Genomic DNA, 24,089 nt, shown 5'->3' with positions numbered 1-24,089 from the left:
TATCAGGCGAATTATACCTGATATGCGTTTTGTTTTTATGCAAATAATATAAACTATTTTATATAAAGTTAGAAATTCTATCGCTATTAAATGAATTTCCTCTGAGCATTTGATGTCTTTTATAGTTTTTATCCCAACTATCAAGAAATTCACGCGCGCACTTTTCACCAGAGTTATATAAATCAGTAATTTTTTTTATAGATATATTAAAATCTGTGGTTTTAATATCAAGGGTATCAATTTTTACTGTACGAAGAAAATCCATTTCTCTTATATGAATATCATCCTGTGCTTCAAGCATTGTCTCAATTATAGAACTGGTGAAATTCAATATATTTGTAATTTTATGTTCTCGTAATTCTTTGTTTCCTCCTAGTTTAAGACCGATAGTTGGCCAGTGAGGGATATCGTTATCAAAAATCCAAACGGGGTAATTGCTTAAAACTCCACCATCAACAATGAGAGATTTTTTATTAGTGTTTATATTATTTAAGGTTACTGGTTGAAAAAAATAGGGAATAGATATACTCATTCTAATCGCCAGACTTACCTCGAGATCATCAGGATTCATCCCAAATTCCTCGATGTCTTCAGGAAGAATTAACATTTTTCCGCTAGTTATGTCCGTTGCTATAATGTGAAGTTTATATTTTCTCTTATATTTGTTGCTTTTTAAAAGGATACCCTTTTCATTTGGAATTATTAAATCTCCAAAGGTCACTTTTTTTTTGTTCCTACTCTTAAGCTTATAAGATAGAGCATCATCAATCCAGTTTTTTATATAATCTCCTTTATAAATACCCTTTTTAAAAAGTAAATTTCGAGTATTAGAGAATAACGGTATATTAAACCTATTTTTATCACAAATTTTTGTGTAGTCTAGACTAAACATTAATTTCTTTATCTCATTAGCGTCGTAGCCTACTGCAAGAAGTGCAGCTACAATGGAGCCAGCAGAATTTCCACAGATATTTTTAAAGTTATACCCTTTTAATTCAAATGTTTTTAAAGCACCTACAAGTCCGATTCCCTTAATCCCACCACCTTCAAACACGATATCTGCTAATTTATTATAATTAAACATATAAAATCACCCCTTTATGAGTAATATATGAATAAAGATATTTTCATGACATATATTTAGTAAATAATTTTAATTGTACAATGTTTATATATAATTAAAAGATTAGTTGGAGGATAAGATATGAAAAAAAATGTATCTCAAAGAGAATTTAAAAAATTAAAGAGTCAGATTAGCCAGATTGAAGAGATAGTTCATCATTCAAAGCCAGGAGCTCTTATTGAACATGAAACAGCAATAAGAAAAAAGTTGAAAAAAATTAAAGAGATGGAAAATGAAGGATTCAAGGATTTTAAAAATGTATATGATAAATATGGGGAATTGTTAGAAGATATATCGAAAATAATGCTAGAGGATTATAACAATAGGAATGCTACTGATTATGAGTTTTATCATGTTTTAAGAGGAAATTATGATGCTTTTTTAAATTATGGGTTCATGATATTACTTACAAAGCAACATATACCTGAATTAGTTATTAAGGAGTTTGAGGAAAATTTTCCGGATAACCCTAAGGATGAGTATGTAGAGGCTAGAAGTATGGATAGAATGATTTATATTCATTTAGGTGATACGAATACCGGTAAAACATATAATGCTGTAGAACGTCTAAAAAAAGCACAAAAGGGTGTATATTTGGCACCCCTGAGAATTCTTGCTTTAGAGAATTTTGAAAAATTGAATAATGAGGGAATAATATGTGATCTATTAACTGGAGAGGAAGAAATATTAAATATTGGTTCGTCGCATACTTCGTGTACAATAGAAAAGGTTAATTTAAAGGAATATTATGATATAGCTGTAATTGATGAGATTCAAATGATTAAAGATCAGCATAGGGGAATGGCATGGAGTAAGGCATTACTCGGATTAAGATGTGGTGAAATTCATATATGCGGAGCTGCTAATGCAAAAAATATACTTGAGACAATTATAAATGACTGTGGGGATAAGTATAATATACAAGAATATACAAGGAATATTCCATTAAAAGCTGAAAACATAGATTTTAATTATAATGATATTCAAGAAGGCGATGCAATTGTAGTGTTTTCTAAAAAGAGAGTATTGGAGATAGCGCAGAGGTATTCTAGTATAGGTATTAAAACTAGCGTAATATATGGGGATTTACCACCAGAAGTTAGAAAAATGCAGTATGAACAATTTATAAATAAGGTGGCGAAAGTTTTAGTAACTACTGACGCAATTGGTATGGGAGTTAATTTACCTATTAGAAGGATTATTTTTATGAGTATAAAAAAGTTTGATGGTGAAGAAATACGAGAACTGACATCCCAAGAGGTAAAGCAAGTTGCTGGACGTGCAGGTCGTAGAGGTATATACGAGGTAGGGTATGTAGCTAGCGCTGGAAATACTCAAGATTTCATTAAGTCTAGATTAGAGGTTACGGATGAAGAAATAAAAAAAGCTGTTATTGGACCATCAGATGTTTTAGTAAAGATTAAAGGGTTACCGTTAATTGAAAAATTAGTTTTATGGAGTACAAGAGAAGAGAAATTATACTATTATACTAAGATGGATATTAACGATTATATAATAATTTTAGATAGAATAAAAAATTACAAGTTAAAGCAAGAAGTTCAATGGGATTTATTAAAAATACCATTTGACATATCGAGAGAAGAATTAATGGAGACATTTTTAAAAAATGTAGAAGAATTATTTGTTTATAAACAAAAGAGTTTATTTAAACCAGAAAATTTAAAAGGTAATTTAGATGATTTGGAAATATATTATCAAAAGATAAATATGTATTATTCATTTTCTAAAAAGTTCAAATTAGAATTTGATGTAGATTGGGTTTATGATGAAAGGGGAAAGGTTAGTAACGATATTAATAATATTTTAAAAAACATTTGACTTATACTACATTACGAGGTATACTATATCTCGTAGTGCAAATAAGTACTACCTATAAGGCTCCTTGGTCAAGAGGTTAAGACACCACCCTCTCACGGTGGAATCAGGGGTTCAATTCCCCTAGGAGTCACCATTAATTTGTTCTATTGGGGTGTAGCCAAGTGGTAAGGCACTAGACTCTGACTCTGGCATCCGCAGGTTCGAATCCTGCCATCCTAGCCAAACATTTTTAAATGATTATTAAAAAATAAATATAAGCAATTCTAGCATATAGTTAATATGTCGGGATTGCTTTTTTTATTGTATAAAAATTAATTTTATTGTCGATGTTATAGTTTATGTTTATTAAAAGTATTAGTTAGTTGTTTATAGCGAATACTATATCTAAACTTTGAAAAATTATATATTTCAGAGTGCGATAAGGAGGTAAATATATGCAAACAGGTATAGTAAAGTGGTATGATGTAGAAAGAGGATATGGATTTATATCAGGTCAAGATGGTGAAGATGTATTTGTCCACCATTTAGCAATAAAAGAAGAAGGACCAAGAAAAGATTTGCATGAAGGTGAAGAAGTACAATTTGACGTAGTAAAGGCACCAAAGGGACCTCAAGCATCTAATGTACAAAAATTTTAAAATATATTTATGCTCTATCATATTATAAATGAATATAATTTGGCACACTCAATTACTTTGGGTGTGTTTTTTAATCTGTAACAATTGTTATTATAGTATATAATAATAGTTAAGGTAAATAATCATAAGATAAAGATACTGCAACTAGAAAAACTCGATGGGGTGAAATTTTTGATAGATATTGATGAAGATATTATACGTAAAAGAACTAACAAGGCTATTTATAAAAGTGGAATACAATATTATTTAAATAATAAAGTTAAGAATATGGATGTAGAAATAAAAGAGCGAGAAGACTATACAGAAACTGATATAATTTCGACTGTGGAATCTTCAAATTTTACTTTGTATAAAGTGGATGTAAGTTTTGATAATATTGATTTTTTTATGAATTATAGTTGTGATTGTAGTAATAAGTTTGGTTTTGGTTATTATGGACAGAGAAATATGTGTAAACATGTTGTTGCTACCTTACTTAAATTTTATCATGAAAAAGATCAAATTATTAAAGAAAAGAAGATGGCTAAAACCAATAATTTAATTAAACAAATAACTAATAATATAACTAGCGCTCCAAGAGCAAAAATATATTTAAATTTAGATATAAAATATGAGTATGAGCTTAATAATGATAGCAGAAAATCTTTTGTTAGTCTTAAAGTTGGTGAGGATAAACTTTATGTAGTTAAAAATATAAAAGAATTTTTTAATTGTTATAATAAAAGTGTTGAATCAATGGAATTCGGAAAAAAGTTCACATACAATCCTTATGTACATTCGTTTAGAGATGAGGATTTAGACATCATTGAGTTATTTAAGGAGACAAGTGAACTACAGGTTGTCGCTGGAGCTGCAGATACATACAGGGGTAATGCAATAAGGTTTCTATCTGGTAAAAAAGCTTATTTTACTGATAGTATGCTTAAAAGATTATTTAGGTGCTTATATAATAGAGAACTTACCGTAGCGATAGACGGTGAAACATATAATAATGTGAGTATAGCTAAGGAACCAATGCCACTAGAATTTCAAATTAATAGAGAAAATAATAAATTTATACTAGAACAAAAGCAGAATATGCCTACTGCACTTTGTTTAGATGGTCAATTCTTTTTTTATGAAGGTACAATATATGAACTACCTATTGATCAAAAGAATGCATATTTGCCTTTTTATAATAGATTCAAAGAAGAAAAAAATAGTTTTATAGAATTTTATGAAGAGGAAAAAGATGATGTAGCTTCATTTGTGCTTCCTACTTTAAATAAAATAAGTAAAAAAGTTGCCATTGATACAACGTTGCAAGATCAATTTTATATAAAAGAGCTTCAGGCAATTGTATATTTTGAAAAAAAATCTGAAAATGTAGAGGTATTAATAACTTTTAAGTATGGGGATATAGAAATAGATCCTTTTAATAGTACGGCAAATAAAGCAGAGGATGGTAAAGCACTTATAAGAGACTTGGACACGGAAATGAACATCATAAATCAGTTTCATGAATTTGGATTTGTCAGAACAAATAGCGGTTTTGAAATTATAGATGAAGATAAACTTCTAAAGTTTTTGATTTCTGGACTAGAGAAGCTTCAGGAAATGGCAGAGGTATATTATTCTGAAGAATTTAAAAAAATTAAGGTACATGGTAGCTCTGGATATAAGTCAAATATAACACTTAATAAAGATAATCTTTTAGAATTTAGTTTTAGCATTGAGGGTGTAGATAATATTGAACTTAGTAGTATCTTCGCATCCTTAAAAGAAAAAAGAAAATATCATAGACTTAAAAATGGAAGTTTTGTATTATTAGATTCAAATAATATAATTAAAGTGGCTCAAATGATGGAGTATCTTAATATTAAGGATAAAGATATTTCAAAAAATAAGATTCTACTTTCTAAATATAATGCCATATACATAGAAGAAAAATTAAAACGAGAACAGATGGGTTTTGTGGGAACAAATAAAAAATTTAAAGACTTAGTTAATACTGCACTAGACGTAGTAGAGTTTAAAGCCGAAGTACCTAAATCTTTAGAAAAAATAATGAGAGATTATCAAAAGATAGGATTTAAGTGGTTGAAAACTCTATCTAGTTGTGGATTTGGAGGAATACTTGCAGATGAGATGGGACTTGGTAAAACACTTCAAGCAATAGCGTTTATTCAATCAGAAGTTGAGGTAAATGATAACAAACAACCTTCCCTTGTAATATGCCCTACATCTGTTGTATATAATTGGAAGGATGAAATAGAGAAATTTGCACCAACGCTAAATTGCATAGTAATATCAGGAAATAAAAACACAAGAGATCAGCAAAAACTTAATATTAATGAATCCGATGTAGTTATTACTTCTTATGCCCTTATTAGGCGTGACCTTGAAGATTATGAAAAAATAAAATTTAGGCATTGTTTCTTAGATGAAGCACAGTTTATCAAAAATTTTAATTCACAAAATTCTCATGCTGTAAAAAGTATAAATTCTTTATGTAAATTCGCACTTACAGGGACTCCAATTGAAAATTCTCTTACTGAACTTTGGTCGATTTTTGATTTTATAATGCCTGGATATATGTTAAATCACAGTGCTTTTTCAAAAAAATATGAAACGCCAATTGTGAAAGATGGAAACGAGAAGGCACTTAAAGAACTAAATAATCATGTAAAACCATTTATACTTAGGCGCACAAAGGTCGAGGTCGCAAAAGATTTGCCATCTAAAATAGAACATAGAATTTCAGTAGAAATGACAGAGCAACAAAAAAAGGTATATTTAGCATATTTAAAGGATGCAAAAGGAGAACTTGAAGAGGATATTCAGGCAAAAGGTTTCAATAAAAGCAAGTTTAAAGTATTATCAATATTAACAAGGCTAAGACAGATATGCTGTGACCCTTCGACTTTCATTGAAAATTATAATGGAGGTAGTGGAAAAATGGAAGCTCTAGATGAGATTTTAGATAATAGCCTAGAAGAAGGCCACAGGATATTAATATTTTCTCAATTTACAAGGGTATTAAAGAACATTTCAATAAGACTTGATGAGAAAGACATAGAATATATGTATCTAGATGGATCAACTAAGGCTGAAAAAAGAGTTGATATGGTTAAAAATTTTAATCAAGGGGAATCACAGGTATTCTTAATTTCTTTAAAAGCAGGGGGTACGGGCATAAATCTTACAGGTGCAGATATGGTAATACATTTTGATCCTTGGTGGAATCCAGCTGTGGAAGAGCAAGCTACAGATAGGGCTCATAGAATTGGACAGAAAAAAACAGTTGAGGTTATAAAACTAATAGCGAGAGGAACCATAGAAGAAAAAATATTTAAACTACAACAACAGAAAAAAGAAATTTCGCAAAGTGTTATTAATGAGGAAACAGGAGCAGAATTATTGATCTCTCAGATGAGCCGCAATGACATTGAAGATTTATTTGTTTAATAGGAGCAGGCAAAGATATATATTTATCTTTGCCTGCTATTTTTTCATTCATAATCATCTAATTTTACAGTTTGACCAATATCAATAATTTTTATGCTTCCGTCATTTATTCTCTTTAAAGTGTCTATGGTAACCTCATCTTCATCTTGAGCTAAAATATAAGTTTTATAATGAATTGGAATCATTAATTTGGATTTTGTCATTTTAAACATTTTAAAACTTTGCTCAGGTGAACAATGCATTTCCTGGTATTCATCAGGTTTATAGCAACCTACAGGCATTAGAGCAACATCTGCATTTAATTCTTTATAAATATCAGTATAAGCAGTGTCACCTGCAAAAAAAACTTTTTTAAAGTTTCTTTCAATTATGTAAGAGTTACTGTCAGCTTTAGCACCCCAAGGATAACGTCTACCATCATGGTTTGCTTTTAATGATTTTATTTTTATGAAATCATCACTATACATTTCATCATTATTTAGAACTATTATATTTTTAAATCCTAAAATTTTTAATGGAATGTATAAATTTTTAGGTGTTATAACTAAAGCACTTTTATTTAATCTAATTAAAGTAGAATAATTCATATGATCCATATGACCATGGGATAGAAGTATGTAGTCAATATTAATGGATGCTAAGTTTAATGATGGTTTTACTATTCTTTTCATTTGACCAAGATGCAAACTAGTTACTGGGTCAGTTACTATCACCTTATCAAATAGATTAATCACTACAGTGGCATGACCTACCCAATGTATAGAGTTTGTAACAACAGACTCATGAAGTGGTGCGAGAGTAGGTTTAAAATATAATTTAAAATTTCTATTATGTAAATGATACATATACTCAAAAATTTTTACTAATTTACTAAAGATCATTTTATACCTCACTATTTTAATGTATTTTTAAGAAAATTTTTATATAAGAATTATAACATAATATACTACTTTACTTTTATGGTTTATTTTTTTATTTAGAAAAGTGGACGAACTATCACCAATTTATGAATAACCTCATATAGTATTTGTATACTGGAAAATAGTATTTAAACAGAAATTATAGTTTACTAATGAAAATTATTAAAAACAATTAAACGTATATGATGAAAATTGTGACACTATAAAAGAGGAGAATGTGATGGTATGAATTTATGCGTTATTGGAGCTGGTTATGTAGGACTTATAACTGCATTATGTTTCGGTAAAAAAGAAAATAAAGTAATATGCGTTGAGAAGGATTCAAATAAATTAAGATTGCTAAAAAATGGTGTGCCAACTATTTTTGAAGAGGGATTAGATGAATTATTAAAAGAATCTTTAATTAAGGATAGTGTTTTGTTTACTGATGATTTAGCACTATCAATTAAGTCTTCCGACATAATCTTTATTGCAGTTGGAACACCAACGAAGGAAAATTGGGATGTAGATGTGAGTCAAGTAGAACAAGTGATAGACTTAATTTCACCTTATATTGATAAATATAAGGTAGTTGTTACTAAAAGTACAGTGCCAGTAGGTACTCAAAAATATATAAAACGCAAACTACTTGAAAATAATGTACCACGAGAATATTTTGATGTAGTTTCTAATCCAGAGTTTTTAAGAGAAGGAAAAGCTATAGATGATTTTTTTAATGGTGATAAAATAGTTGTAGGTTGTGACTCAATAAAAGCAAAAGATATAATGAAAAATTTATATGAATCATTTAAAATAAAAATGGTCTTTGCAAGCCCAGAAACAGCAGAGTTAATTAAATATACATCTAATGCATTGTTGTCTGTGAAAATTTCGTTTATTAATGAAATAGCTAATCTTTGTAATAAAGTTGGTGCAGACATTGATGTAATAGCTTATGCACTAGGACTTGATAAAAGAATATCACCGCTATTTTTAAATGCAGGCATTGGATATGGTGGATCGTGCTTCCCTAAGGACACAAAAGCTTTAGTTAAAATATCCGAAAACTATAACTGTGAACTTAAAATAGTAAAAAGTACTGTTGATGTAAATGAAAAACAAAGAGTATTACCCGTAAGTATATTAAGTGAACATTATAATGAGCTTGAAGGTAAAATGGTAGCTATACTTGGCTTAACATTTAAACCAGATACAGATGATATTAGGGAGGCTCCTTCCTTATATATAATTGAAAAGTTATTAGAAGCTAAAGTTAAAGTAAAAGCATATGATCCTATGGCTAGTCCGGAGATAAGAAAGATATTCCCAGATATAATTTATTGTGATGATGCGTACGAATGTTTAGTGGGCACTGATGCAATGATAATTTGTACAGAATGGAGTGAATTTCTAAACATTGATTTGTTTAAAGTAAAAGAACTTATGAGGGAATCTGTAATAATTGATGGAAGAAATATGTTGGACACTAAAAAGATTATACAAGCAAAAATTAAAGCATATTATTCTATAGGAAAAGGAAATATTAAAAGCTAAATAGAAAGTTAATAGGCTAGTACTTTAGAAAAAATAGTACTAGCCTTCTCATTTGTATAATTAGGGTAAAGTAACATCTTTAAACCAATTAATAAATTTAGAAATCCCATCATCAAATTTTGTTAATGGATTATAACCTAGAATGTCCTTAGATTTAGATATATCAGCATAAGTTATAGTCACATCCCCAGGTTGCATTGGTAAATACTTAATATTAGCCTTTTGTCCAATTTCATATTCTAATCTTTGCAACATATATTTAAGAGTAATGGTATCAGATCTTCCTAGATTAAATACCTCATACTTGTGATTGCCTTTACTTGCCCAGGTGATGGCCTTAGCTATTCCCTGAACGATATCCTCTATATATGTGTAGTCCCTCTGACTTGTACCATCTCCATATAGAGAAATTTCTTTCCCATCAAATATGAGTTTTGTAAATTTATATATAGCAAGATCTGGTCTTTGTCTTGGACCATAAACAGTGAAAAATCTTAAACAGGCAACATTTATTCCATAAAGGTGGCTATAAACATGACACATAAGTTCACCGGACTTTTTAGTAGCGGCATAAGGTGATATTGGGAAATCTACTGAATCTGATTCAGCGAAGGGAAGTTTAAAATTATTTCCATATACAGAAGAAGAGGAAGCAAAGATAAATCTATTAACGTCAAACTTATTACATAAATCTAATAAATTTATAGTTCCAGAAATATTTACATCGTTATACAATGACGGGTCTATAATAGATGGACGAACGCCCGCCATAGCGGCAAGATGAACCACAACATCTATATGGTTAGATGTAAATACTTTAGTTAGAAAGTTAATATCTCGCAAATCACCTTCTTCTATTATTAGATTATCATAAGGGATTTTACCGATTTTCATTGTTTTTTTTATAGCATTAATATTATTTTTTTTTATATTTGGGTCGTAGAATTCATTAAAGTTATCAATAATGATAATCTTATTCTTTTTCAACAAATAATCGCAAAGGTTTGAACCAATGAAACCTGCGCCTCCAGTTACTAAAAATGTATTCAAGAACATACACCTCCCGATTAAATAAAATATTTTAAAAAAAGTGAGTGGTTGATTTTAAATGTGTAAAAATAACTCACTCACTTTTGATTTTTACCTAAGTGATTAACAAAATTATTTTACAGAATCAAAAAGCTTTAATAAATCGTCAGCTAGTCTTTCAAAGCTATACTTTTCTAAAGCTAATTTTCTTCCATTTTTGCCTATGGTAAGTGCTAAATCTTCATTATCTAGAAGTCTAACTATATTTTTCTCAAGAACTCTTGGATTATCATAATCATTCATTATAAAGCCATTTACGCCTTCCACCATTACTTCTGCATTACCTCCACGATTAGTGGTTATAATAGGTAGTCCTGCAGCCATAGCTTCGTAGTGAACTCGTGCTAAAGGTTCTCTCCATTGCGACATATTTACGAAAATATCTCCTATACTATAATAATTTGGAATTTCACTAGGATTTAGGAAACCTGTAAATATGACTGGGCCTATAAGATTCTCAGAAAATTTCTTTAATAACCTAATATAATCAGTTGGTTGATTCCCACCATACCACTTACTCCCTATAATCATTAAAGCAGTATTTGGGTGAGACATCATAATTGAATTCATTGCATCTAAGACTATATGAGTACCTTTTTTAGGTGTTAACCTGCCTACATATAATACCGTTTTATAATTTTGTAGTCCATATTTTGCGCGTAGATCCGTTCTTTGTGAATCCTTATCGCCAAGCCAAATTGGGTTATATATATTACAATCTACTGCAGAATAAACAGGGTGAAGTTTTCCTTCAGCTGAGGGATATAATTCTTTTACCCCATTTGCAATAAACTGACTTACTGTTGTTATAAAACTAACTCTATCAATACATGCATTGGCCATGGAAGAACTTATTTTTTTTACTGGAAACATTTCATTATGCAAACTTAAACTAAAGGAACAAGTTAAATCTTTACTTAGAAATGGAACCCAACGAGGCCTGTTAAATACATGAACTAAATTAAAATCATTTGTAAGGTAGTTTTTGACACCACGCACGTACTCATCTGTAGTACTTGAAGGTAATCGTATATATTTCACACCACTTAATAAATCTCTGTTTGGTAGCTTAGGATCTTGTATGCTAAACACTGTTATTTCATGAAACTTTGATAATATGGGTAAGGCACCTTCGAGATACATTTGAACAGCTCCACCATTTACTGGCGGAAATGCAAGTTTCTCTGTGCAAATTATTGCTATTTTCATAATGGACCTCCTTTAAAGCCACTTTCCAAGAGCGGAGAATTTGTTTTGCTCAAAGTCAGCAATTGAAGAAATTCTGTCATTACTAACTGGTTTAAGATTTTTATGCAAATTCTTTATTAAACCAAAGAACAAGTGTGGGAACATTAAATCAATTTTTAACACTTCTCTTTGAGCTAGTGATAAAATATTATTTATTTCATAATATTTTAAGATTGTTTCAAAACTATTTATACTAAAGTCATTTAATTTATGCATTCGTTTTAATATAATTTTTCTTAAATCTCTAGCGGGCAAATCATAGGTAACACTATCTAAATCTATAACAATGCCTGTGCCTTCTGATAACATTACGTTTCCTGTACCAAAATCTTGATGGCATAAGCATGACTCCTTTTGACCAATACTACATAAATTACTATAAGGAGAACTATTAATTAAATTAATAGTTTTATTACAAATTTCAATTATTGGATCTATATTATTTGTATAGGTTGTGTAAGATATATTATTAGGTGTTTGTAAACAAATTTCTTTTAATTTTATCATCCTATTTTTCATAGATTCATATTGCTTTGGCCAATTTCCAAGTTTTGAAGATATAATGGCAGAAGATGGAGGTACATATCCAATAGAGTCTATATGAAACTTCGAAAGAGAACCTAAAGCGATGGTTAAATCTTTAGGATTTTCTAAATTCATATCGCGTCCTTCAATCCAACTGTATAATATAAATAATTGACCGTTATATTCGGTAATAGGACCACCTTTAGAGTTAGGATAAATCTTTGGTACGTTACCGCCATTATTAAATATATATATTTGAGCATTAACAGAGAAAAGTGCTTGCTCAATTGATTGATTTAGTCTTTTAAGACATATAAGTTTATTTTTATAGAGTACTTTCCATAATGTTTTCAAACCTTTACTTTGAAGCAGTTTTAAATTTTGTGGTCTTATATCATATTCTAGAAGAACATTTTTACCAAGTTCTATAAAATCGTTCCATTCATTTTTCAATATAAGTGCCTCCCTATTGTAATATAAATAGATTAGATACTAATCTATTGTGGAATAATCTTTTCAAAATCTTGTAATAGTGGTTCTATAGACTTTTCAATTTTAATCATTTCTTGTAGTCTTCGCGCATATTTATCCTCTGCCCAAGTAGAATCTCGCTTCTCATAATATTTGCTCATTATACCTACAAAAAGATGAGGAAAAATTAATGATTCTTTTAATACTAACCATTTCCAATGTTCTAATGGATTCGTCATATTGTACCATCCGAGTATTTGTGATGTTAATTTTAAGTCCCATTGGCCTTTCTTTTTCATTATTTTATTTAGAAATTTTCTTAAATCTCTAGTAGGTAGATCTATAGCAATAGAATCTATATCTAAAACAAAGATTTTATTAGAATGGGTTAGTATCAAATTACTAGAAATAAAATCTTGATGACATAGGCAATTTGAATTTTTAGCCTCAAGAGCCCATTTATTGTACCCGGATTTTTCGTTTTCAGCTATTGCTAATATCATCCTTTTGTGAAAATATGGGAAAACATCTATGATAATTTCTCCAAAGCGTGAATGTTTGGATTTACTCTTTTCCTCTTCATAAAAATTCTCTAATTTGATCATGTGGCTTTCAAATTCAATATTTTGAAGTCCTAAATGTATCCTTGGTTTGCAATCATCTGAAAAGGTAAAGTTATTAGAAGCTTTATGAAAAGTAGCTAACTGATCAACTATTATTTTTAATTCTTGAGGTTTGTCCTCATTTGGTGTATTGCCAATTATAGCCTCACTTAAAACATAACAGCAGTTAACTCCTTTTATATAATTAGTATTTTCTTTAGTTTTAATAATTTCTGGTAAGTTGACTTTCCCTTTTTTTAGGTGAGCAACAGCTGATAGTATAAATTCGAGGGTTTTAGATGAACAGGAATGTTTTTTTAATATTTTATCGCCATCTGTAGTTTTTATCCACCAGACAGCCTTTTTGCCCTTATCTGTTTCTTGTTTTATATCAATAACACTAATATTGTATTGTGATAATATTGTGTTTATATTTTCGGGTTCCATAATACTTGGCCTCCTTGTAAAGAACTTAAATAATGGTAATAACAACACCCTGAGTGTAATTCGAATTTTATATTCTTATTAATCCTCAGGGTATGTTATTCTAAAAATTATTAAAATTCGAATGGTTCATGATTGAATTTATCTGTGTTATCTTCTTCTGAATCATCTGTTTGATCAGGCTTTACTCCCCACTTAACTTTGATTGTAAAATCACCATAATCTCCATCGCTATCAAGTTTAATTTGAAAATCTAGCTCCTCATCATCAGGAATTGTAATAAGATTACCTTCTATTTTGAGGTTATCCTTAAATAATTTTATAACCTCATCCTTTAAAAAAAAGTAAAATTCTTCTTTGTTACCACTATATTTTTCTCTATAATTCATGGGCATAGCCCCCTTTCACTATAAAGTATTCTGATTTGAGTGTAAGGGTGAGTAATAACGTACTTTTTTAAAGAAAATGGGTAAAATATATTGCAATAGCATTGATTTTATAATATAGATTTTATATAATTAATTAAGATGTTATATTATTAGTGAATTACATAGTTGACATAACATAGTAGATACTAATTATAGATTTAGAAAAATTGTATAGTAGCTAAGGAAGGATGGTGTTTTATGAAGATTTATTCATGGAATGTAAATGGTATAAGAGCTATAAAAAACAAAGGATTTATTGAATGGGTTGCTGGTGAACAGCCAGATGTTTTATGTATTCAAGAAACAAAAATTCAAGAAGATCAAATTAGTGATGAGCTTAAAAATATAGAAGGTTATTACTCATATTTTTCCTGTGCGCAAAAGAAAGGCTATAGTGGAGTAGCTGTATATACTAAGCAAAAACCAATATCAGTAACATATGGAATTGGAATAGAGAAATTTGATAGTGAAGGTAGAATATTACAAGTTGAATATGAAGATTTTTTTGTTTTTAGTATATATTTTCCGAATGGACAAAAGGATGAGGATAGATTAAATTATAAAATGGAATTTTATGATGAACTACTCTCTTACTGTGAGATATTAAGGGCGAAAGGGAAAGAACTAGTTATTTGTGGAGATTACAATACAGCGCATAACCAGATTGATATTAAAAACCCAAAGGCAAACGAAAAATATTCTGGATTTTTACCTATAGAAAGGGCATGGATGGATAAGTTCATATCTTATGGTTACGTTGATACTTTTAGATACCTACATGCAGAGGAAGTAAAATATTCCTGGTGGAGTTACAGATTTAAGGCTAGGGAAAAAAATGTAGGGTGGAGACTTGATTATTTTTTTGTTACTGAAAACTTATTAAGTAAGGTAAAGGAAGCTAATATTTTAAATGAGGTTGTAGGATCAGATCATTGTCCTGTCAGCATTGTTTTATAAAGATATATAAGAAAGGAAGTTTTAGTTATGAACAATGAGATGAATTTATATCCTGTGAAATCTAAAAAAAGATATGGATATATTGATAAGGAAGGCCATGTAGTAATAGAATGCAAATTTAATTATGCACAGGAATTCGAAGGTGAACTCGCGATAGCATCTATAGATGAAAAGTATGGCTTTATTAATAAGGATGGGGAGTTTGTTATAGAACCTAAATATGATGAGGTTGAGTCGTTTAGTGAAGGACTTGCAGCGATAAAACTGGGAGGCAAAAAAGGTTATATAGACTTATCTGGCAAGGTTATAGTGGAACCTAAGTATGAAGAAGCCAATTTTTTTGTGGAAGGTAGAGCTGCAGTTAAAAAAGGTTATATGTGGGGTTATATAGATACTAAAGGCGCTGAAGTAATTCCGATAAATTTTTTAGATGCTAGTGACTTTAGTGAAGGACTTGCAGCAGTTCAAGTAGGCGGCAAGATAGCTTTTATAGATAAAGATGGCAAAGTTATAATAGATGCGAATTATGATTATGCACACCCATTTAACAAAGGAATAGCTCCAGTTTGCTCAAGTGGAAAATACGGATATATAAACATTAAAGGAGAGACAATTATACCTCTTAGATATAATGTTTGTGGAGAGTTCAGTGAGGGCTTAGCAGCAGTTGAAATGAGAGAAAAATATGGTTATATAAATATTAGTGGGGAACTCGTTATTAAACCAAAGTTTCAATGGGCTGATAGATTTTACAATGGTATAGCTGCTATTTGTGAGAATGAAAAATATGGTTGCATTGATAAAAGTGGTAACATTGTAGTGCCAGCAAAATTTGAAGATGTAGATATTCTGAGTGATGGTTTAATTGCTGCTCAAATAGGAGAAAATTGGGGTTACATAGACATTAAAGGTGAAGTGGTTATAGAGCCAACTTATGTTGAGGCATATGAATTTATTGATGGAATTGCTAGAGTTGAAATAGGAAAAAGAATTGGATATATTAATAAATTAGGTGGATATATTTGGGAATTGCAGTCTTAGAGTTTTAATAAGGAGCCGACTCACTATAAAAAGTATTTTGTAGAGTGAGTTGGTTCTTTCTTTTTGAAAATTAAAAAAGTTTAACTCTCAGGAGTGGTTATGGGATTCTCCATTAAAAAATCTACAAATGCTTTTGATGCATTGGATAGATACCTATTTTTTCTCCAAACTAGAGCAATCTTTATAGGGATAGCAGTGCTTAATGGAATTTTTGTTATCTTATCATTATCTTCAACAATTTCCTTTAGTAAAAAAGATATACCAACTCCATTGGTAATAAGTCCCTTTACAGTTTCTAAGTGATTGGACGATAAAATAATATTAGGCTGAATATTGTTTTCGTCAAAAGATTCTAATATCTTCTGTCTTATGTAGAAGCCTTCTTTTAGTAGGATAATAGGTTCGTTTTTAATATCTTCAAATGTAATTGTTGTTTTTTTTCTTAAAGGGTGTTCTTTTTTTAAGCAAACTAAAAGCTCGCTATCTAAAATAGGTAAAGAAGCTAATAACGTACTATTGGAATCAACAATAATAAGACCTAAATCTAGGTCTCCTTTTTCTATCATTTGTCTTGTTTCAATAGATCCATTTTCTATAATATTGAGTTTGATATTTGGGTATAATTGTTTGAACTTAATAAATACTATAGGAAATATAAAGGTACCAATCATTGGAGGGATGCCTATTGTAAGTATACCCTTTTTAAGATCTTGGTAATCTTTCATTTCGGAAGTGGCATTGTCTACTTGTTTTAAAATCTCATCTACCCTCTTTAAAAAAACCTTTCCTTCAACTGTGGGGTAAAGCTGTTTTTTAGAGCGGTCAAATAGTACAATTGATAGCTCTTTTTCTAGATTCTTGATTGAATTGGTAATAGAAGGTTGAGTTACGTATAGTTTTTTGGCAGCTTGCGTAATACTATTTAATTGACAAACTGTTTGAAAATACTGCAACTGTCTTAATTCCATAACATATCCTCCTAATTTCTAAGTTTAAACTATTATATCATAGTTTATCTGTATTTTTAAACTGCATAAACATGTGTTATAGTTTTAACAAGGAGTTAAGAGAAACTTTACCATTTTAAAATAATATTTTTTTGCTAATTAGTGTTGAAAAATTAATAGAATTGAAGGGAGGTGTAAATCTAGACTTGTTTGCTAAAAAGTCTAGATGAATAAATATGAAGTATAGTTATTATCCAGGTTGTACATTAAAGACTAAAGCTCAGGAATTAGAAAAATTTGCACTAGATTCTGCAAAAGTCTTGGGGTTTGAGCTCGAAGAACAAAAAGAGTGGCAATGTTGTGGTGCTGTATATCCCATGGCCACTGATGAAATAGCTACTAAATTGTCAGCTGTACGGAGCCTTACAGCAGCAAGGGACAAAGGCGAAAAACTAGTCACCTTATGCTCAGCATGCCATCATGTAATTAAAAGAGTAAATCATGATATGAAGACTAAAAATGACATAAGAACAAAAGTTAACAATTATTTGGAGCTAACAAAAGAATACGAGGGAGAGACAGAAGTCCTTCATTATCTTGAAGTGCTCAGGGATGAAATAGGCTTTGATGAATTAGCTAAAAAGGTAACAAATCCTCTTACAAATCGAAAAATAGGCGCATATTATGGATGTCTGCTCCTTCGACCTAGTAGCACGATGAACTTTGATGATCCAGAAAATCCTTCTATTATAGAAGATTTTATAAAAGCCATTGGTGCAACTCCTGTAATATATCCATATAGAACAGAGTGTTGTGGAGGGTACCTTTGTTTAGATAAAAAGGAACTTGTAAATAACATGTCAAATACTATAATTGAATCAGCTTTGAAAAATGATGTTAGCGAAGTTGTTACTGCATGCCCACTATGTAAATATAATCTGGAAATTGCAAATGATGGCGCGAAAAATAAACTATCTATCAGTTATTTCACAGAGCTCTTAGCAGAGGCTTTAGGGGTCAAATAAGATAGGAGGGGATAGTGCAATGAAAAGAGTAAAAATATATTCTGACAAAAAATTAAAAGAATTAAATCAAATTTCTCAAATTAGTGGACAGAGATTGCAAGATTGCATCCAGTGTGGTAAATGTTCAGCAAGCTGTCCTGCAAGTGAAGGTATGGATATTCTACCTCATCAGGTTATAAGATTACTTCAGACAGGAGAACTAGACAAGGTTATAGAGAGTAAAACTATTTGGTCTTGTGCTTCATGTTTTACATGCTCAGAGCGTTGTCCTAGGGATATAGATATTGCAAACGTTTTAGAGGCGGTTAGGCTTATCATTATTAGGCGTTCAGGAGAAAATAGAATAAAAGCTGAAGATGTCTTTGGAAAAATAGATGATAAAATGCCACAACAGGCGATTGTAAGTGCGTTTAGAAAATATAATAAATAATTATAACAAAAAAATGATCCGTCATTTTTAAAGGAGGAATCAAATTGCAGAAAATTGGAGTTTTTGTTTGTTGGTGTGGAAGCAATATAGCGGCTACCGTAGATATTGATAAAGTCATAGAAGAAGCTGAAAAAATGCCAGGAGTTGTATATGCTAAAGACTATCAATATATGTGTTCCGAAGTAGGTCAGAATTTGATTAAGAATGCGATAAAAGAGCAAAAATTAGATCGAGTTGTGGTAGCGTCATGCTCTCCTAGAATGCATGAGGCAACATTTAGAAAAGCGGCAAAGGCAGCGGGCTTAAATCCATATTTGTTAGAAGTTGCAAATATTCGAGAACACTGTTCTTGGATTCATAAGGAAAAAGAGATTGGGACACCAAAGGCCATAGCTCTTGTTAGGGCTGCAGTGGCTAAAGCAACATTAAATAGTGAACTTACACCTGGTCAAATAGATGTAACGAAAAGGGCGCTTGTTATTGGTGGAGGAATAGCTGGAATCCAAACAGCTCTTGATATTGCTGAAGCTGGTTATCAAGTTGATATCATTGAGAAGTCGCCAAGTATTGGTGGGAAAATGTCTCAACTAGATAAAACATTCCCGACACTAGATTGTTCTGCCTGTATTTTGACACCAAAAATGGTAGATGCCGCCTCTCATGAAAATATAACGTTATATACATATAGTGAGCTAGATTCAGTTAAAGGATATGTGGGAAACTTTGAAGCAACCATTAACCAAAAAGCACGAAGTATAAATATGGACAAGTGTACTGGTTGTGGCGTTTGTACTGAAAAATGCCCTTCTAAAAAAGCTAAAAGTGAGTTTAATGAAGGATTAAGAAACAGAGGGGCTATTTATATGCCTTTCGCTCAGGCGGTGCCAAATGTACCAGTTATAGATAGAGAACATTGTATCAAGTTTAAAACAGGGAAATGTGGTATATGTGAAAAAGTATGTACAGCGGGCGCCGTTGATTTTTCGCAGGTTGATACTAAAATAACAAAACAATATGGTGCTATAGTGGTATCCACAGGTTATGATCTTATAAGTTTAGATAAATTTGGAGAATACCAGTATGGGCAACACCCTGACGTAATAACATCTCTTGAATTCGAGAGATTAACAAACGCAGCAGGTCCAACAGCCGGCCATTTATTGTGTCCGTCAGATCAAAGAGTGCCTAAGAAAGTAGTTTTTATACAATGTGTGGGATCAAGGGACAAGTCATTAAGGGGTAAACCTTATTGTTCAAAAATTTGTTGTATGTATACAGCAAAACATGCAATGTTACTCAAGGACCATTATCCGGATATGCAGGCCTATGTTTTTTATATTGATATTCGTACACCAGGTAAAAACTTTGAAGAATTCCAGAGAAGAGCTGTTGAAGAATATGGAGTTCATTATATTAAAGGTATGGTTGGTAAAATTTTTCCTAATGGAGAGAATCTTCAAGTTAATGCTATTGATGCTTCGACTGGAGAGACAGTTCAAATTGATGCAGATATGGTAGTACTAGCAGCGGCAACTAAGGCTAAGGACGATGCAACTACAATTAAAAGAATATTAGGTATAAGTACAGATACTAATAATTTCTTTACAGAGGCTCATCCGAAACTTCGTCCTGTTGAAACCCATTCTGCAGGGATATTCCTAGCAGGAGCATGCCAAGGTCCAAAGGATATACCGGAAACAGTGGCTCAAGCAAGTGCTGCAGCAGCAAAGGTAATTGGAGTATTAAGTAAGGATAAATTAGTTAACAATCCTTGTGTTTCAGAAGTAGATGAATCAATTTGTAGTGGATGCCTTGCGTGTACTAAAATATGTCCATATGATGCAATTTCATCAAATACAATTGAAGTTAAAGAGAATGGACAAATAAGTACTAAAATAGTTGCAAAAGTAAATGAAGCACTTTGTCAAGGCTGTGGTGGATGTACAGTAGCTTGTCGTCCTGGTGCCATTGATCTTAAAGGATTTACAAATAAGCAGATTTTAGCGGAGGTGGATGCAATATGTCGATAGAAGCCGAAAAGATCGAGGGCATAGATAAAAATAAATTTGAACCCTTAATTGTAGCATTTTGTTGTAACTGGTGTAGTTATGCAGGAGCAGATTTGGCGGGGACAAGCAGATTAGCCTATCCTGCCAATGTTAAAATTATTAGGGTTCCATGCTCATGTAGAGTAAGTGAAAACTTTATACTTCGTGCATTTCAACATGGTGCTGACGGCGTAGTAATTGCCGGTTGTCATCCAGGTGACTGTCATTATACAAGTGGAAACTATCATACAAGACGTCGTTTTTCTATTTTGACAAATTTGCTTGTATTTATGGGAATAGAAAAAGAACGTTTTAGAGTGGATTGGATTTCAGCAGCAGAGGGACAAAAGTTTTCTAGCGTTATGAATGATGTATTAGAGAAAATTCATAAACTTGGCCCAAATAGAAAGTTGAGGGATGAAAGATGGATAAGATAACACAAAAAATAAGAGAGACCGCAAAACTTGCCCTAGAAAATGGGGAAGCAGAAAAAATTATAGGATGGGAAAAGGGAGATACCTTTGATGATTCTTATCCCGTATTTATTACAGATGTTGATAAAGTAGATTCTTTAATATGGGACAACTTCTGCGTAAATAACTTAAGTAAATATTTGCTTAAGGAATTAAAAGATAATAAAAAAGTAGGTATATTTCTAAAAGGATGCGATTCCCTTGGGTTCAACCAACTGATAAATGATAACAGAATAGATAGAGACAAGGTTGTTGTCTATGGAATAAGCTGCCCCGGCATGATAGACCCAGAGAAAGTAAAAAAAGAAGGATTAAATAGAGGACTTTTAAGTGTTAAAAGATCTGGGGATGAAATTATATTTGTAAAAAATGATGGCGAAAAGAAGGTTGCCTCAAAGGAATTTGAATATGATAAATGTATTACATGTAGACGACCTAATCCTGTAGTATATGACAAGTTGATGTCAGATGCGGTAACAAGAGAAGTAGATCCACTAGAACGATTTAAAGATGTGGAAAAACTTGAAGCTCTAACTAATGAAGAACGATCTGACTTTTGGGCAACTCAATTTTCAAAATGCATAAGATGTAATGCTTGTCGCAATATATGTCCTGCATGTAGTTGCGTAAAATGTATTTTTGACAACGATAAGGCAGATGTATCAGGTAAAGCAAAAGTAGAAAGTGAAGAGCAGTTTTATCATATAATTAGGGCTTATCACGTTGGTGGTCGTTGTGTGGGCTGTGGAGAATGTAGCAGAGTATGTCCAGCAAATATTCCACTTCACCTATTAAATAGTAAAATCATGAAAGATATAAATGAACTTTACGGTGAATATGATGCGGGGGTAGATCCAGCTAAACAAGCTCCAATAGGAATGTTTAAACTGGATGATAGTGATTCATTTACATCGCATGGAGGTGGGAAAAAATGATGAAGAAAATCTTTAAGAATAAGTTTTCACAACTTTTTAGTATGATTGATAAATCCTATGAACTATTTTTACCTATTGAAGTAGATGGAAAAGTAAACTTTGATATGTGGAAACAAGGAGATACGGTAAATGTAGAAAAACTTAAAACTAATATATCACCAAAAAGTTTTATTTTCCCCCAAAGTGAAACCTACTTAAAGTTTAAAAGAGATGGCAAAAAACTTGAATTAGATAATGTAGGAGGAAAAAAAGAGGATTACGTATTATTTGGTGTAAGGTCTTGTGATGCAAGAAGCTTTAAGTTACTTGATAATGTATTCCTTAGTGATCCTGTAGATGCTTTATACGAGCAAAGGCGGCAAAAAGGAACCATCGTTTCCATGGCCTGTTTTAATCCTGCGGAAACTTGCTTTTGTAGTTCATTTGGTATTAAGCCACAAACAGCTTCGCAGGACGTAGATGTTAACACATGGGATATTGGGGATAGCTTGCTATGGGATCCACAAACTCAAAAAGGTGAAAACTTAACTGACAAATTAAAGGATATTTTAGAAGATGTTACTGAGCAGGATAAAAGTGAATTAAATTCATTACAAGAGGCTATAAAAGAGAAAGTCAAAAATCTTCCTTTAGCAAATATAGATCCTAAAAAAATAACGGGAGAACTTAATGAATTATTTGATTCTAAAATTTGGGGAGAACTTAGTCAGCGGTGCTTAGGATGTGGTTCGTGTACTTATGTATGTCCCACTTGTCATTGTTATGATATTGCTGATTTTAAAGGTGATACATCTGGAGAAAGATTCCGTTGCTGGGATTCATGTATGTTTTCGGATTTTACTCTTATGGCACATGGAAATATCAGAAAAACGCAAAAGGAAAGATTCAGGCAGCGTTTCATGCATAAGCTAGTTTATTATCCCAATAAACAAAATGGTGTATATGCCTGCGTTGGATGTGGAAGATGTATAGAAAAATGTCCAGTTCATTTGGATATTGTTAAAGTAATTAAAAAGTTGGGTGGTGAATAAAATGAGTTGCAGTTGTAATGAACATGAACATGTAAATCCTTTAATGCCCGAAATAGTTGAAATAGTTGACATTAGGGAGGACACACATGATGTAACTACTTTTAGAGTTACAAAACCTGGTGGTGGAAAACCATTTGAACATAAACCAGGTCAATGTGCGATGATTTCAGTTCCTCCACTTGGAGAAGCTATTTTCTCAATCACTTCTTCTCCAACACAAAAAGATTACATGGAATTTAGTGTAAAAAGATGTGGAGTAGTTACAGAATATCTACATGGTTTAGAAGTAGGCAGTGAAATCGGAATAAGGGGACCCTATGGAAACAATTTTCCAGTAGAGGATGAACTAAAAGGAAAAGACCTTCTTTTCATCGGTGGCGGAATAGGTCTAGCACCTATTCGTTCCGTAATAAACTACGTAATGGATAATAGAGAAAATTATGGAAAGGTAGATATTCTATATGGATCAAGAACACCAGGAGACCTTGTCTTTCAAAATGATATCTTTGAAAACTGGCCATCAAGCCCTAATACAGATGTTCATTTGACGGTTGATAGGCAGGATGATGGATGGGAAGGACATGTAGGATTTGTTCCATCTTATGTTAAAGAAATTGGATTTAGTACTGATAAAGTGGCTTTGCTATGTGGTCCACCTATTATGATTAAATATACGCTTCAAACACTTATGGAGATAGGATTTAAGAAGGATCAGGTATACACAACACTTGAATTAAAAATGAAATGTGGCGTAGGCAAATGTGGACGTTGCAACATTGGAGATAAATATGTGTGCAAAGATGGACCTGTATTTAGATGCGATGAAATAGATGAACTTCCCGATGAATATTAATGCTAATAATAAAACGGTTTAAACCATCCCATTAAAGATTTG

21 protein-coding genes and 2 tRNA genes are annotated in these 24,089 nt (G+C 31.4%); 15 read left to right on the top strand and 8 right to left on the bottom strand.

The window, feature by feature from the left end:
- Positions 1 to 58: 58 nt before the first annotated feature.
- Entirely contained in the window at positions 59 to 1,084 is a 1,026-nt protein-coding gene (locus KPL55_RS12900) for a patatin-like phospholipase family protein (protein WP_216307142.1), read from the bottom strand.
- Between the two features lie 120 nt (positions 1,085 to 1,204).
- On the opposite strand from KPL55_RS12900, the gene KPL55_RS12895 reads away from it, so the two are divergent.
- The 5 genes from KPL55_RS12895 to KPL55_RS12875 all read left to right on the top strand — a co-directional run bounded on the left by KPL55_RS12895 (position 1,205) and on the right by KPL55_RS12875 (position 7,047).
- On the top strand, positions 1,205 to 2,962 hold the full coding sequence (locus KPL55_RS12895; RefSeq protein WP_216307141.1) for a helicase-related protein: 1,758 nt from the start codon (positions 1,205 to 1,207) through the stop codon (positions 2,960 to 2,962).
- A 58-nt stretch (positions 2,963 to 3,020) separates the two neighbouring features.
- Positions 3,021 to 3,095 (top strand) — tRNA-Glu (locus KPL55_RS12890).
- A gap of 14 nt (positions 3,096 to 3,109) precedes the next feature.
- Positions 3,110 to 3,184, top strand: a tRNA-Gln gene (locus KPL55_RS12885).
- 212 nt (positions 3,185 to 3,396) lie between these two features.
- Positions 3,397 to 3,600 (top strand): cold-shock protein, encoded by a 204-nt coding sequence (locus KPL55_RS12880; protein ID WP_216307140.1) that lies wholly within the window; start codon positions 3,397 to 3,399, stop codon positions 3,598 to 3,600.
- A gap of 171 nt (positions 3,601 to 3,771) precedes the next feature.
- The gene (locus tag KPL55_RS12875) at positions 3,772 to 7,047 is read left to right on the top strand and encodes a DEAD/DEAH box helicase (protein ID WP_246599465.1); all 3,276 of its coding nucleotides are present in this window, start codon (positions 3,772 to 3,774) and stop codon (positions 7,045 to 7,047) included.
- Positions 7,048 to 7,091: 44 nt separating this feature from the next.
- Here the strand turns inward: KPL55_RS12875 and KPL55_RS12870 are convergent, their stop codons facing one another.
- The gene (locus KPL55_RS12870; RefSeq protein ID WP_216307139.1) at positions 7,092 to 7,928 is read right to left on the bottom strand and encodes an MBL fold metallo-hydrolase; all 837 of its coding nucleotides are present in this window, start codon (positions 7,926 to 7,928) and stop codon (positions 7,092 to 7,094) included.
- A gap of 264 nt (positions 7,929 to 8,192) precedes the next feature.
- Here KPL55_RS12870 and KPL55_RS12865 point away from each other — a divergent pair, with 264 nt between their 5' ends.
- Complete coding sequence (locus KPL55_RS12865) at positions 8,193 to 9,500, top strand: UDP-glucose dehydrogenase family protein (protein WP_216307138.1); 1,308 nt, start codon at positions 8,193 to 8,195, stop codon at positions 9,498 to 9,500.
- 60 nt (positions 9,501 to 9,560) lie between these two features.
- Here the strand turns inward: KPL55_RS12865 and KPL55_RS12860 are convergent, their stop codons facing one another.
- From KPL55_RS12860 to KPL55_RS12840, 5 genes are all read right to left on the bottom strand, one after another.
- Positions 9,561 to 10,550: a GDP-mannose 4,6-dehydratase gene (locus KPL55_RS12860; RefSeq protein WP_216307137.1), complete on the bottom strand. Its 990-nt coding sequence runs from the start codon at positions 10,548 to 10,550 to the stop codon at positions 9,561 to 9,563.
- Between the two features lie 111 nt (positions 10,551 to 10,661).
- Positions 10,662 to 11,798, bottom strand: a complete 1,137-nt coding sequence (locus KPL55_RS12855) for a glycosyltransferase family 4 protein (protein ID WP_216307136.1) — start codon at positions 11,796 to 11,798, stop codon at positions 10,662 to 10,664.
- Between the two features lie 12 nt (positions 11,799 to 11,810).
- Entirely contained in the window at positions 11,811 to 12,815 is a 1,005-nt protein-coding gene (locus KPL55_RS12850; protein ID WP_216307135.1) for a CotS family spore coat protein, read from the bottom strand.
- 44 nt (positions 12,816 to 12,859) lie between these two features.
- Entirely contained in the window at positions 12,860 to 13,882 is a 1,023-nt protein-coding gene (locus tag KPL55_RS12845) for a CotS family spore coat protein (RefSeq protein WP_216307134.1), read from the bottom strand.
- Positions 13,883 to 13,992: 110 nt separating this feature from the next.
- A complete protein-coding gene (locus KPL55_RS12840; RefSeq protein WP_216307133.1) occupies positions 13,993 to 14,268 on the bottom strand; it encodes a hypothetical protein in 276 nt (91 codons plus the stop codon).
- Positions 14,269 to 14,505: 237 nt separating this feature from the next.
- Between KPL55_RS12840 and KPL55_RS12835 the strand changes: the two genes are divergently transcribed.
- Complete coding sequence (locus KPL55_RS12835; RefSeq protein WP_216307132.1) at positions 14,506 to 15,264, top strand: exodeoxyribonuclease III; 759 nt, start codon at positions 14,506 to 14,508, stop codon at positions 15,262 to 15,264.
- Between the two features lie 27 nt (positions 15,265 to 15,291).
- The gene (locus KPL55_RS12830; RefSeq protein WP_246599463.1) at positions 15,292 to 16,305 is read left to right on the top strand and encodes a WG repeat-containing protein; all 1,014 of its coding nucleotides are present in this window, start codon (positions 15,292 to 15,294) and stop codon (positions 16,303 to 16,305) included.
- A gap of 80 nt (positions 16,306 to 16,385) precedes the next feature.
- Here the strand turns inward: KPL55_RS12830 and KPL55_RS12825 are convergent, their stop codons facing one another.
- On the bottom strand, positions 16,386 to 17,273 hold the full coding sequence (locus tag KPL55_RS12825; RefSeq protein WP_216307131.1) for a LysR family transcriptional regulator: 888 nt from the start codon (positions 17,271 to 17,273) through the stop codon (positions 16,386 to 16,388).
- A 215-nt stretch (positions 17,274 to 17,488) separates the two neighbouring features.
- On the opposite strand from KPL55_RS12825, the gene KPL55_RS12820 reads away from it, so the two are divergent.
- The 7 genes from KPL55_RS12820 to KPL55_RS12790 are packed head-to-tail and all read left to right on the top strand — an operon-like array spanning position 17,489 to position 24,047.
- Entirely contained in the window at positions 17,489 to 18,277 is a 789-nt protein-coding gene (locus KPL55_RS12820; RefSeq protein ID WP_216307130.1) for a CoB--CoM heterodisulfide reductase iron-sulfur subunit B family protein, read from the top strand.
- Between the two features lie 19 nt (positions 18,278 to 18,296).
- Positions 18,297 to 18,707, top strand: coding sequence for a 4Fe-4S dicluster domain-containing protein (locus tag KPL55_RS12815; RefSeq protein WP_216307129.1), 411 nt, complete (start codon positions 18,297 to 18,299; stop codon positions 18,705 to 18,707).
- A gap of 44 nt (positions 18,708 to 18,751) precedes the next feature.
- Entirely contained in the window at positions 18,752 to 20,737 is a 1,986-nt protein-coding gene (locus KPL55_RS12810) for a CoB--CoM heterodisulfide reductase iron-sulfur subunit A family protein (RefSeq protein WP_216307128.1), read from the top strand.
- Positions 20,728 to 21,192 carry a hydrogenase iron-sulfur subunit gene (locus KPL55_RS12805; protein ID WP_216307127.1) on the top strand — a complete coding sequence of 155 codons (465 nt, stop codon included), beginning with the start codon at positions 20,728 to 20,730 and terminating at the stop codon, positions 21,190 to 21,192. The genes KPL55_RS12810 and KPL55_RS12805 overlap by 10 nt, the downstream gene beginning before the upstream one ends.
- Positions 21,180 to 22,163 carry a 4Fe-4S dicluster domain-containing protein gene (locus KPL55_RS12800; protein ID WP_216307126.1) on the top strand — a complete coding sequence of 328 codons (984 nt, stop codon included), beginning with the start codon at positions 21,180 to 21,182 and terminating at the stop codon, positions 22,161 to 22,163. The genes KPL55_RS12805 and KPL55_RS12800 overlap by 13 nt, the downstream gene beginning before the upstream one ends.
- Complete coding sequence (locus KPL55_RS12795) at positions 22,160 to 23,194, top strand: 4Fe-4S dicluster domain-containing protein (RefSeq protein ID WP_246599461.1); 1,035 nt, start codon at positions 22,160 to 22,162, stop codon at positions 23,192 to 23,194. The genes KPL55_RS12800 and KPL55_RS12795 overlap by 4 nt, the downstream gene beginning before the upstream one ends.
- Position 23,195: 1 nt before the next feature.
- Complete coding sequence (locus KPL55_RS12790; RefSeq protein ID WP_216307125.1) at positions 23,196 to 24,047, top strand: FAD/NAD(P)-binding protein; 852 nt, start codon at positions 23,196 to 23,198, stop codon at positions 24,045 to 24,047.
- Positions 24,048 to 24,089 lie beyond the last annotated feature (42 nt).

The organism is Clostridium lacusfryxellense, assembly GCF_018861735.1.
Taxonomy (GTDB): domain Bacteria; phylum Bacillota; class Clostridia; order Clostridiales; family Clostridiaceae; genus Clostridium_AD; species Clostridium_AD lacusfryxellense.
This window is presented reverse-complemented; position numbering and strand designations above follow the sequence as displayed.